This window comes from Streptomyces sp. NPDC059452 (assembly GCF_042750035.1).
Classification (GTDB): Bacteria; Actinomycetota; Actinomycetes; order Streptomycetales; family Streptomycetaceae; genus Streptomyces.
In genome coordinates, this window is the sequence record NZ_JBHYVE010000012.1 from 44297 (window position 1) to 55775 (window position 11479).

Here is an 11479-nt window from a genome sequence, read left to right on the forward strand (position 1 = left end):
GACGGATCGACCGGATGCGCCTCACAGCCGGTAGGCGAAGCGGAGCGCTCCGCCCTCCTCGCGATAGAGCCCTCGGCCGCGCTCGCTGAACGGGTTCGGCAGCATACGGAGCTGCCGGTGCTCCGCGTCCAGTACCGAGGTGACCACCAGGATCCGCCAGCGGTCACTGCCGCCGTACTTCTGCGCGGCCCGTACCTCGGTTTCGCCGAGCTCGATCTGCCCGCCCGGCCCCTGGGTGGCCTTGACCTCGTACAGCCGCGGACTCCTGCCGGAGCCCACCTCGAAGTCGTAGCCGAGGCTGTCGTCTCCGGCGGGCCCGGGGAAGACGTGGGCCCGGTTGCCGGAGACCCAGCTGGTCTCGTCGGTCGCCCGGTCCTGCTCTCGAAGCCACTGGTACGCGTACCACTCGCCCACGAAGCCGATGGCTGAGCGCTGGGCCGACGACAGCCCGCGCTCCCCGTCGACCCGAGGGCCCGGACGGCCGCCCGAGGGGCCGGCCGCTCTCCGGGGCAGGATCGGCTTCAGCGCGGCCCAGCGCCGTCGGGCACTGCCGCTGAGGGGCGCGCCGGATTCCAGAGCGCGGCGCAGCTCCGTGGCCAGTTCGGTGAAGTCGCCGGATTCGATGTCGAAGTCGCGATCGCCCATGGAGATGATCCGCTTGCGTTGGGCACGCTCGGTGCGGGCCTGCTCCACGGCGTTGCGCACGCGGTCCAGGTCGGCGGGGGTCAGCCCGTGTGCTGCTGGCTCCGAGGAGGCGGCCAGGCCGGTTGGCCACTGCCCCAGGGCCGCGAGCCAGCCGACGACATCGTCGGACGAGAGCTCGCGGAAGTCGAGCGCGCCCGCCTCATCGAGCAGGGCGGTGATCTCCTCCGCGGCGGCCGCCTTCGCGAGCGCCGCGGGCAACGGCCGTTTCATGGCCTTGACCAGGGCGACCAGGTCGGGTGCCGTCTTGGCTATGACCGCGTGGTTGTGGCTGCGCAATCTGTCCGTGGCGGCGAGCCGTTCGCCCTTCGCCGGGGCAGGCGCCCCCAGACGGGCGGTGAGTGCCTGTTCGACAAGGGCCCGCAGCAGGCCGTCGTCGGCCGTGTCGACGGTGAACGCCCACTCTTCGGGGGCCGTAATCCATTTCAGGGAGCGAGTGGCGGGCCAGTCGGCGATGGGCCTGCGGGCCTCGAACTCTGCCCGACGGGCCCAGCGCAGCCGGTCGACGAGTGCGCTGCGGCCCAGATCCACGTATCGGCGTACGGCCTCGTTGTGGGCCTCGGCGTGGCTGATCGGGCGGTACCGGGGAGCAAGCCCGGCCAGGGTGTGGTTGAGGTCCGCGAAGTCGACGTCGGCCAGGGCCCGGAGCCCGTCGATGTCCCGAGCGTTCCGTGCGGCCCCGATGAGTTGCGCGGCGGGCAGTGGAAGGGCTGCCTCGTGCGGTTCGAGGCGGGCGAGGAACTCCCTGGCGTCGGCCGGAGCCGGGTCCGTCAGCTCCCTCGTCAGGTCGGCGCCGAGGGCGTGTACGAGGAAGGGGTGGCAGCGCTCCAGTACACCTGCGAGAGAGCCGTCGAGGCGGTGGGCAGTCCCCCTGACCTGGTCGACGGAGACATCGAGCACCGCCGCGAGCTGTCGCTCGGTCAGTTCTCCGAGGGGTGCGTGGACACGCTCCAGTTCGCGGGCGGCGAGCTTGAGCGGGCCTGTGTACTCCGGTCGGTCCAGGACCTGGCTGACCGCGTAGCCGAGGTGGGCCACGAAGTTCCAGGAGAGGGCTGGATCCGGAGTGAGGATCAGCGGGTGTGAGGGGTCGGGCAGGGGCAGCATGCCTTCCTGCCGTTCCGGTAGCTGCACAGCCGCCCCGTCGAGGGTGATCCTCAGCGTGACGTAGCGGTGTATGCGGATGCGGCGGACGGCGGCGACGAGATCGGTGAACTCCGCGTCGGTCGGGCGGCCGCCCCCGGACGGATGGTCGGCCAGGACGCCGACAGCGAGAGGAAGCCACGGCAGTTCGTCGACGAGCGGCGTTCCGAGCCCTTCGGTGGAGCCGGAGGCTCCGACGACGGTGGTGCCGGCGGGACCGCCGACCTCGACCGACAGGTCGGCGTCGTCCGCGTACCGTATCGCGTCCGGGCAGCGGCGCCGGAGGATGCGGGCCGTGTCAGCCGCCGCGCCCGGCACCACGAGCAGCGGCAGCTTGAGTTCCCTGGCCAGGCGGGCCTTGAGGTTGTCCCGTCCCCCGGTGACGTACAGCCGCACGGAGCCCTCGATGAGCGCGGCGAAGTCGATCGCGATGAGCCGCTGGCCCTGCTCGGCCAGCAGGGCCTTGCCGATGAGCGGCTCGATCGAGTCCGCCCTCGCGGCCAGATTCTGCCAGGCGCGCTCGTTCGCCCGCTGAAGGGCGGGCCGGTCGCCGTCGTCCACAGCGTCCGATGTCACCAGCTCACCCAGGGCGGCGATGAGCCGGGCGCTGTCTCTGGGGTCACCCCAGGTGGGCAACCCGGAGTCGCGCAGCCTCCGCAGGACCTGATCGTCCTCCAGCAGGGGGCGGAGCTGACGCAGAACGGTCGGGGCGAAGGCCGGTTCCTGCTCAAGGGTCGTGGGGGTATGCCATGTTTCGGCGGGCCGGACGAAGCGGACGGCGCCGCCACGGCCCCGCACCGGGATCCAGGGCTGCCCACGGACGAAGGCGGACAGCGGGGTCGGGACGTGCTGCAGATCCTGATTGCCCGTCCGGTCCCGGTTCCAGACGCTGGTGAGGTGGGTGCCGCTCCACCGGGCCAGGCCGTGCAGAACAAGTCGCGCGTAGGCGATCCGGCCCGGTTCGCTCAGCCGCCCGGCGATGTCCTGGCCCGGCAGCCGGAACGCGGGCGTTCCGACATAGGGGGTGTACGGGTGGGCGGCACCGCTCCAGGTGCGGTCGATGAACGGCCGCCACTGATCGGCGAGCTCGTCGGACAGCTTCGCCATGCTGATCAGGTTGCTCGTGGTGAGCGCACCACCGTCGGCTTCCGCCACCGCACCGGGTGACGCGACGGGGAGCAGCCCGTCGGTGACGCCGAGATCGCTGAGGAATTCCTGCCACTCCTCCCTGGTCTCGCCCCGCCTGAGGAAGTCTTCGGGGCGCGCCACGAGCCGCTGGGACATGAGGCGGAGATCGGCCGAGAAGTCCCGCCCCTCGGCGACGACGGAGGCGAGCTCGTCACCGTGGGTTCCGGTCCATCCGGCCCCGAAAGCGGCGTCGGCCGCTTTGATGGTGGGGCCCTCGGCGGAGGGAACGTACAGCCCGAGCGCTCGCAGTTGCAGGGAGTGCGCGGACTGTCTCGACCGGTAGAGGCGGAACACGAAGCGGAGCGCCTGCTCGCGCAGCCGCACCGCGTTGCTCTCGGTGAGGGCGCGCCGGACATGGTCGAGCAGGCCGGTGGCGTCGAAACGCCGGACAAGCCTGAAGCGTTCCAGGAACAGCCGGGCTTCCTGGCGCCGTACGTGGCCTTCCTCCTCCACCCAGTTCAGCCCGGCGTGCAGGTAGAACATGCGCTTCTTCAGGGCATCCGGCACGGCCAGGCCCTCGTCGCCGCCCGTCTCGCCGCGAGCCGGCTGGAAGAAGGCCTCCCGCCGGGCGGCCGGGCGCCGCGAGCCGTCCCTCCCGCCCGAGGCAGGGCTGCCGTTGGCACGGCGGAGCGTGCCGTCGTCCGCCAGCAGCAGCTTCCTGCCCTGCAGGACGCTGCCCTCGTCCTTGAACAGCAGGGCGAGATCGGCGTAGACGCCGTTCCAGTCGTCGACGGGAGCGCCGGGTGCGGGTAGCGGCAGAGTCGCCACCATCAACTCGGTGTGGTCCGCCCGCTGCTGAGCGGAGGGCTCCAGAGGACACTTGAGGGCCTCGCACAACCTCGCGAGACGCTTCAGGGGTTTCGCTCCGACGGCCGGATCGGCCACGGCGATGCCCACCGCCTCGGCCGCCCCGGCCGTGAGGACCGACAGCTCAAGCTCGGGCCAGAGCACGGCATCGCGGGGTGTGCCCCAGGAACCGTGCGGGTCCTCCCGGTTCAGCAGCGGCACGACGGGAACATCCGGGAACTCCGCGCCGTGCACCCGGCGCGCCGCTTCGAGCAGCAGGTTGTGGGAGCGGGTCTCGTGCTCCCAGGTCACGAGGTCGACCGCCAGTCTGCGGTCGGAGGGCCGGGCCCGCTCCCGCAGGGCGCCGGCTGCCACCAGGGAGGTCTCGGCGGCTGCCGCGAAGAGCATGCTGTTCAGTGGATGCTCACGGTCGAGGGCCGTACGATCCACCTTCGTGAAGAACGGGGCGTTGAGGTGCCCGCGCAGGGGTGCGGCGGCGTCCTCGCCCAGCGGGAGGAAGGTGTAGAGCCTGCCACCGCGCAGGGGCTCGGTGCCATCGAGGGACAGCGCCACCTCGACCACCGCCGGTTCCTTCCAGTCATCCCACGAATCGTCCAGCTGCCCGAGCTCGGTCGCCGCCTCGATCGTGCTGCGCAGGCGCTCGACGGGGACACGGCCCCGGGCCACGAGGTAGGCGCCCAGGGGACCGAGTTCGACACGGGCAAGGGAGACGGCCGGGACAGTTCGCGCCGCACCGGCCTTCGCGCCTTCTCCCTGGGGGCGAACCTCGGGGGGACCCACGGGGGCTTCTCGCCGGGTGAGTTCCGTACGCCTGGGGCTTTCGCCGCCTCGTCGTTCGATGACCAGTCGGTCGAGCCGGTCCAGGAACAGCATCACGGGGGCCTTCGCGGCCCCGAGCTCGTCGAGGCGGCGGACGGCCGCGCGACGGGATGCCTCGTTGCGCAGCGGGATCCTGATGACCGTCACATGTCCGTCGGCGGCCAGCTCCTTGCATGTCGAGGGCACGTCCGAAAGGGGGAAGGGGACCTGGAAGGGCGGGAGTTCCGCCACGGCCCTGCGTACGAGGTCCTCGTCACCGAGCAACACCCGCAGGTCGTCCCGTACCGCGAACCGGAAGCAGTACCCGCCCAGCACAGCCGGGCCCTCTCCGGCCGTACCGGCGCTGTAGACCTCCGGGGCGTCCGTGACTTCCAGGATGCTGCGGAAGCCGACTCCCTTGTTCCCGATGCCCTCGCCCACGGTCTTCTCGCTCCGGGCGAGCTTGCACACGGCCTCGATTCTGGCCCAGGTGAAGGGCGTGCCACCGTTGGCCACATAGAGCGTGCCGTTCGTGCCTTCGTCCTCGTCGAGCAGGATGTGGACGCTTCCGTCGTTCCGGTCCCTGCTGTGGGCGTCGTGGCCGTTCTGGAGCAGTTCCAGGAGGAAGCGGCCGGCGTAGTCGCGAGCATTGCCGTGCGAGGCGGCGCGCAACTGCTGGGCGGGTTGCCAGACCTGCGTGGACTGCCACTCCTTGAGCACGGTCTGCGCGTAGTCCCACAGCTCGCGCGCCCACGTACCGCCCGGGCCGTCCTCGTACGCCGTACCGCCCATGTCCCCCTGCTTTCATGACGATCTCAGGCAGACCGTAGCGCGGGGAGCGCCGGTGGCGGAGCAGAATCAGACGGAAGTCGGATTGCCCCTGTGATGGTACTTTCACCGGACCATCGACCTTGAGGAGACCAGGGTGGGGAATCTCGGCGGCTACCAAAGGACGTCGGCGATGCGGTTCTCGTCGAGGTGATCGGCGACCAGGACAACCCCTACGTGGTCTCGCCGGCCTTCCTGGCCTCGGTCTGCGACTTCCCGACAGGGATGACCATGAGGCTTGAGGTCTGTGAGACGCGGCAGCGACGGAGGGGGACACCCGGCGGGGTCCACCGGCGATGATCCTGACCGCTCTGTCGCACGACAGTGGTCCTGCGCGTACGTCGCCGTCGGCCGACTCGCTTCCGGTGAGTGGAACAGGTTCATGGCAGCGGTGATCGCCATGCTGGAAGAGCTCCGGGGCCTCGTCCCGCTGACCACCGAGGGGACGGCGGCGCGGTTCTCGGCTCAGGGGTGGACGCCCGGGGGCAAGCCGCGTGGCGGCGTGGAGACGTCGTGGGCAAAGAACGGCGTCGGAGGCTGGATCCGGAAGTCCGGCGACGGGGCGGTCAGCGTCTCGTTCGCCGTCTGGATCCGCGACGTCGACGCGTCGGGCTACTTCGACGACGTGGAAGCCGCCTACGAGCAGGGGGAGCAGGCGCTGGCCGACTTTCTGCCCGAGATCGAGGGATCCCCTCTCGCCGGCCACCTGGTAGCGGCCGAGCAGACCGCGGCTGACGAGGACGAGTTCATCCGGGTGAAGAAGTGGACCCTGGACGGCCGGATCCTGACCGCCGGTGTGATCCAGCAGGACGCCGATCTTCCGGTGATGGTCGTCGTGGCACTGGAAGAGCCGGGCCTTGCGTGACCCGACCCGCGCCAGGGTGTCCACTCCCCCGTGGACCGGCTCATCGGCTGTGCACCGGTCTGCGGCTGCTGTCGTCGGTTCCCCGCGCTCGATGCGGAGTTCAGTGGCTGCTGCGGCCTGCGGGCGGCAGCGCTGACCGCTCAGTCGGCGCGGCAATACATCCCCTCTGCGGTGCCGCCCGAGCGACCCGCTAACCGAGGAAGCTCAGCCGCACCTGACGCTCCGGATTGTCCCGATTCGTGTCCACCAGGCACACCGACTGCCAGGTCCCCAGCTCCAGTGCTCCCCCGATCACCGGCAGGGTGGCATGGGGTGGGACGAGGGCGGGGAGTACGTGGTCGCGGCCGTGGCCCGGGCTGCCGTGGCGGTGTTGCCAGCGGTCGTCCGCCGGGAGCAGGTGGTGGAGGGCGGCCAGGAGGTCGTCGTCGCTGCCCGCGCCCGTCTCCAGGACGGCGATGCCTGCTGTGGCGTGGGGTACGAAGATGTTGAGGAGGCCGTCTCGGCCGGGGGCCGCCCGGGTGAGGAAGTCCTCGCAGTCCCGCGTCAGGTCCGTGACGCTCTCGGCCGTACCCGTGGTGATGTTCAGGACAGTGGTGGTGAAGGAATCGGACATGCCTCCATCTTCTCTTCCAGCGGGCGAGATGACACGTCCACGCTCCGAGACACCATTGACCGTCTCCTGAACGGATGACTACGTTCGGCGCCATGTTCCGATCAGCTCTGCTCACCTCGCGCGGTCACATCGACCTGCTGCGGGTGGCATCCGCCGCGTGTTGTCGCGGCTGCTGACGTTTCCTCAGCGCCTTTCGCGCATCAACTGAACCGGCCTTCCGCCCGGTTCATCCTTTCGGCTGCGCCTTCCGTCGCGCACCCGCTTCTGGGTACCGCTTCATCCTGTCGGCAGCCGGGCCCGTTGCCCGTTGTCTGTGATCTGTCGGTCTTCCGACTTCTCCGGATCGCCCGGGACGCCCGGTACGCCCCGGTCCTACGGCGTACCGGGGTGTGTCGTCGTTCCCTGCCGTCGCCGTCGCCGTCTCCGTACGCCCCATGGAGCCCCTGTGACCATCAGCCATGCACCGCCCGATCTGTCCGCGGCCCCGGAGAAGGCCCCGGCCGGTCGTACGCCACCCGATCTGGAGCCGATCGTCCCCGCCTCCGTACGCCGGTCGCGGCTGCGGTCCGTACCGCGGTGGCTGCGGCGCACCGTGGGGCCGTTGCTGCTGCTCGCGCTCTGGCAGGTGTTCAGCGCCACGGGGGTCCTGCACCCGGATGTGCTCGCCTCGCCGGGGACCATCGCCCGGGCCGGGGCCGATCTGATCGCCGACGGGACCCTTCCGGCCGCCATGGGCGTGTCGCTTCAGCGGGTGGCCGTGGGGCTGGTGCTCGGCGGGGTCGTCGGGACCGCGCTCGCGCTGGTCTCGGGGCTCTCGCGGCTCGGTGAGGACCTGGTCGACGCGACCGTACAGATGCTGCGGACCGTCCCGTGGGTGGGGCTGATCCCGCTCTTCATCATCTGGCTCGGGATCGGCGAGGCGCCCAAGGTGGCGCTCATCGCGCTCGGGGTCGCCTTTCATCTGTATCTGAATGTGTATGCCGGGATTCGCGGTGTCGATGCCCAACTCATCGAGGCGGGTGAGTCGTTGGGGCTCAGCCGGTGGGGGCTCGTACGTCATGTGGTGCTGCCGGGGGCGTTGCCCGGGGCGATGACCGGGCTGCGCTACTCGCTGGCCACCGCCTGGCTCGCGCTCGTCTTCGGTGAGTCCATCAACGCCGATGCCGGGATCGGGTTCCTGATGAACCAGGCCCGGGAGTTCTTCCGGACCGATGTGATCGTGGTCTGCCTCGTCGTGTACGCCTTCCTCGGCCTCACCGCCGACGTCATCGTCCGGACCCTCGAAAGGCTGCTGCTGCAATGGCGACCGACCTTCACCGGTCAGTGACCGCCCCGGCCCCCTCCCCCGCCGGGGAGCCCGAAGCCGCCGTACGGGTCGAAGGGCTCACCCGGGCCTTCGACGGGCGTGCCGTCATCGATGATCTCGATCTCACTTTGAAAGCAGGGGAGTTCACCGCACTGCTGGGGCGGAGCGGGTGCGGGAAGTCGACCCTGCTGCGGGTGCTGGCCGGGCTCGACCGGGAGATAGCGGGGACCGTGCTGGTGCCCCGGCGTCGCGCCGTCGCCTTCCAGGCTCCGCGCCTGATGCCCTGGAAGCGGGTCTGGCGCAACGTCCTGCTGGGGCTGCCCGGGAAACCCGAACGGGCCCTGGCCGAGAAGGCGTTGTCGGAGGTCGGGCTGACCGACCGGGCGGGCGCCTGGCCCAAGACGCTCTCCGGCGGCGAGGCCCAACGCGCTTCGCTGGCCCGTGCGTTGGTGCGGGAGCCCGATCTGCTCCTGCTCGACGAGCCGTTCGGCGCACTGGACGCCCTGACCCGGATCAAGGCGCAGCAGCTCGTGGCGGAGCTCTGGCAGCGGCGCGGCTGCGCGGTCCTGCTGGTCACCCATGACGTGGACGAGGCCCTGTTGCTGGCGGACCGGGTGCTGGTGATGCGGGACGGCGGTATCGCGTACGACACGCCCGTCGGCCTGGACCGCCCGCGCGGTGTCGGCGCCCCCGGCTTCGCCGACCTGCGCTCGCGGCTGCTGAGCGAGCTGGGCGTCGAGGACGGCGGGGCCGAAGCCGGGGCCGGCGAGCAGGAGGAAGCGGTCGCCGCCGCCCACTTGGATGCATGACCCCCACCCCTTTTCCCAGCACTCACGGAGAACCACCATGAAACGCCGTACCCTGCCCGCCCTGCTGCTTCCACTCGCCCTGCTCCTCGCCGCCTGCGGTGGTGGCGGCCCGTCGTCCACGGGGTCGGGGGGCAGCACCGACGGCAAGGGCAGCGTGACGCTCAACGTCGCTGACCAGAAAGGGGGTTACGAGGCCATCCTGCGGGCCTCCGGAGAGCTCGACGACCTCGGCTACCGCATCAAATGGTCCACCTTCACCTCCGGCCCACCCCTGCTGGAGGCCGTGAGCGCGGGGGCCGTGGACATCGGGGGTGTGGGCAACACCCCGCCCGTCTTCGCCGCCGGGGCGGACTCGAACATCGTCGTCGTGGGCGCCAGCCACGGCTCGTCGGCCGGAGAGGCCATCGTCGTCCCGAAGGACTCGCCGCTCAAGAAGCCCGAGCAGCTCAAGGGGAAGTCCGTCGCTGTGGCGCAGGGCAGTTCGGCCCACTTCCAGCTGGTCGCCTCGCTCAGGAAGGCCGGTCTCTCCGTCACGGACGTGAAGCTCAACTATCTGCAACCGGCCGACGCGCTCGCCGCGTTCAGCCGGGGCAAGGTCGACGCGTGGGCGATCTGGGACCCGTACACCTCGCAGATCCTGCGGGCGGGGAACGCCCGTGTGCTGACGACCGGCGAGGGTGTCGTCAACGGCCTCGGTTTCCAGGTGGCTTCGCCCGCCTCGCTCAAGGACAAGCAGAAGTCGAAGGCCCTCGGTGATCTGCTCGTCCGGCTGGAGCGTGCGCAGAACTGGGTCTTCAAGCACCCGGAGGAGTGGGCGAAGGTGTGGGCGAAGGAGACCGGGCTCCCCTACGAGGTGGCGCTGGACGCCGTGAAGCTCACCTACGGCACCCGCGTCCCCGTGGCGCTCGACGAAGCCGCCATCGCCTCCGAGCAGGAGATCGCCGACACCTTTGCCGAACTCAATCTGATACCCAGGAAATTCGACTTCAAGGACTACGTCGACACCCGCTTCAACCGGGATCTCCCCGCCTCCTCCACCGCACCCCGCTCGTACGGAAAGGCCTCGTCGTGAACGTACATCTGCACTGGTTCCTCCCCACCGGAGGTGACGGCCGGACGCTCGTGGACCGGCACGCGTACACGGACGGCGGGATCAGGCGCGACCGGATCACCCCGGTGAGCGGGGTGCGCGCCCCGGACATCGAGTATCTTGCGCAGATCGCCAAGGCGGCCGAACAGCTCGGATTCGAGGCCGTGTTGACGCCGACCGGGACCTGGTGCGAGGACGCCTGGCTGACCACGGTGGCGCTCGCCCAGCACACCGAGCGGCTGAAGTTCCTCGTGGCGTTCCGGCCGGGGGTCATCTCGCCCGTGCTCGCCGCCCAGATGGCCGCCACCTACCAGCGGATCACCCGGGGGCGGCTGCTGCTCAACGTGGTGACCGGAGGTGACTCGACCGAACAGCGGCGGTTCGGGGACCACTTGGACCACGACCGGCGCTATGCGCGGACGGCGGAGTTCCTGTCGGTGGTACGGGGCGCCTGGAGCGGGCAGCCGTACGACTTCGACGGCGAGCACTACCAGGTGGAGGGCGGGCTGACCGCGCTGCCGCCGGACCCGCTGCCGGAGATCTTCTTCGGCGGGTCGTCAGCGGCCGCCGGTCCGGTGGCCGCCGCGCATGCCGATGTCTACCTGACCTGGGGAGAGCCCCCGGTGGCGGTCAAGGAGAAGATCGACTGGATCCGCGGCCTGGCCGAGGAGCAGGGGCGCACGGTCCGGTTCGGCATCCGGCTGCACACCATTTCGCGGGACTCGTCGGCCGAGGCGTGGGCCACCGCCGACCGGCTGCTGGGCGACCTGGACGCGGACACGATCGCGGCGGCGCAGCAGGCGCTGGGGCGGAGCGAGTCGGTGGGACAGCAGCGGATGCTGGCGCTGCACGGCGGTTCTCGGGACAGGCTGGAGATCGCGCCGAACCTCTGGGCGGGCGTCGGCCTGGTGCGCGGCGGGGCCGGGACGGCGCTGGTGGGCAGCCATGCGGAGGTCGCGGACCGGATCGAGGAGTACCACGCGCTGGGGGTGGAGCACTTCGTGCTCTCGGGCTATCCGCATCTGGAGGAGGCCTACTGGTTCGGTGAGGGGGTGACGCCCGAGCTGGCCCGGCGCGGGCTGCTCTCGACCGTGCCCGCGTCTCCGTTGCTGGGGGCGCCGGGCGCTGAGACCCGGGCGGCTTCGGCCTCGGCTCCGGGTGGAGCGCCGTTGCTGGTCGCGGGCGGGCGCTGAGCCCTGCGGTGAGAAGAGCGGGGGGGGCGGGGGCGGGCCCGGCGCGCCCCCCGCTAATAAAAAAAGTGAATCAAATAATGTTTGGGTGTGGGGTGTTGGTGTTGTTATGGGGGGGCGCGCGGGGCCGGGAGCCGGCCCCC

Annotated in this window: 8 protein-coding genes; 6 read left to right on the plus strand and 2 right to left on the minus strand. The window is 70.8% G+C overall.

The window, feature by feature from the left end; genetic code table 11:
* Positions 1-21 precede the first annotated feature (21 nt).
* A complete protein-coding gene (locus ACFW9Z_RS17685) occupies positions 22-5427 on the minus strand; it encodes a sacsin N-terminal ATP-binding-like domain-containing protein (RefSeq protein ID WP_384641220.1) in 5406 nt (1801 codons plus the stop codon).
* A gap of 418 nt (positions 5428-5845) precedes the next feature.
* Here ACFW9Z_RS17685 and ACFW9Z_RS17690 point away from each other — a divergent pair, with 418 nt between their 5' ends.
* Positions 5846-6328, plus strand: coding sequence for a hypothetical protein (locus ACFW9Z_RS17690; protein WP_384641223.1), 483 nt, complete (start codon positions 5846-5848; stop codon positions 6326-6328).
* 190 nt (positions 6329-6518) lie between these two features.
* Here ACFW9Z_RS17690 and ACFW9Z_RS17695 read toward each other — a convergent pair whose 3' ends face one another.
* The gene (locus ACFW9Z_RS17695) at positions 6519-6941 is read right to left on the minus strand and encodes a YjbQ family protein (protein WP_384641226.1); all 423 of its coding nucleotides are present in this window, start codon (positions 6939-6941) and stop codon (positions 6519-6521) included.
* A gap of 92 nt (positions 6942-7033) precedes the next feature.
* Here ACFW9Z_RS17695 and ACFW9Z_RS17700 point away from each other — a divergent pair, with 92 nt between their 5' ends.
* From ACFW9Z_RS17700 to ACFW9Z_RS17720, 5 genes are all read left to right on the plus strand, one after another.
* Positions 7034-7117 carry a putative leader peptide gene (locus ACFW9Z_RS17700; RefSeq protein WP_311307964.1) on the plus strand — a complete coding sequence of 28 codons (84 nt, stop codon included), beginning with the start codon at positions 7034-7036 and terminating at the stop codon, positions 7115-7117.
* Between the two features lie 269 nt (positions 7118-7386).
* Positions 7387-8268 (plus strand): ABC transporter permease, encoded by an 882-nt coding sequence (locus ACFW9Z_RS17705; protein WP_384641229.1) that lies wholly within the window; start codon positions 7387-7389, stop codon positions 8266-8268.
* On the plus strand, positions 8241-9056 hold the full coding sequence (locus ACFW9Z_RS17710) for an ABC transporter ATP-binding protein (RefSeq protein WP_384641232.1): 816 nt from the start codon (positions 8241-8243) through the stop codon (positions 9054-9056). The genes ACFW9Z_RS17705 and ACFW9Z_RS17710 overlap by 28 nt, the downstream gene beginning before the upstream one ends.
* Positions 9057-9093: 37 nt before the next feature.
* Positions 9094-10128, plus strand: a complete 1035-nt coding sequence (locus tag ACFW9Z_RS17715; RefSeq protein WP_384641235.1) for an ABC transporter substrate-binding protein — start codon at positions 9094-9096, stop codon at positions 10126-10128.
* Positions 10125-11339 carry an LLM class flavin-dependent oxidoreductase gene (locus tag ACFW9Z_RS17720; RefSeq protein WP_384641238.1) on the plus strand — a complete coding sequence of 405 codons (1215 nt, stop codon included), beginning with the start codon at positions 10125-10127 and terminating at the stop codon, positions 11337-11339. Before ACFW9Z_RS17715 ends, ACFW9Z_RS17720 begins: the two co-directional genes overlap by 4 nt.
* The last annotated feature ends 140 nt before the right edge of the window (positions 11340-11479 follow it).

Coding starts and splice junctions, on each gene's coding strand:
- ACFW9Z_RS17700 (WP_311307964.1), top strand. CDS start 7,034: ATGTTCCGATCAGCTCTGCTCACCTCGCGCGGTCACATCGACCTGCTG.
- ACFW9Z_RS17685 (WP_384641220.1), bottom strand. CDS start 5,427: ATGGGCGGTACGGCGTACGAGGACGGCCCGGGCGGTACGTGGGCGCGC.
- ACFW9Z_RS17715 (WP_384641235.1), top strand. CDS start 9,094: ATGAAACGCCGTACCCTGCCCGCCCTGCTGCTTCCACTCGCCCTGCTC.
- ACFW9Z_RS17690 (WP_384641223.1), top strand. CDS start 5,846: ATGGCAGCGGTGATCGCCATGCTGGAAGAGCTCCGGGGCCTCGTCCCG.
- ACFW9Z_RS17695 (WP_384641226.1), bottom strand. CDS start 6,941: ATGTCCGATTCCTTCACCACCACTGTCCTGAACATCACCACGGGTACG.
- ACFW9Z_RS17710 (WP_384641232.1), top strand. CDS start 8,241: ATGGCGACCGACCTTCACCGGTCAGTGACCGCCCCGGCCCCCTCCCCC.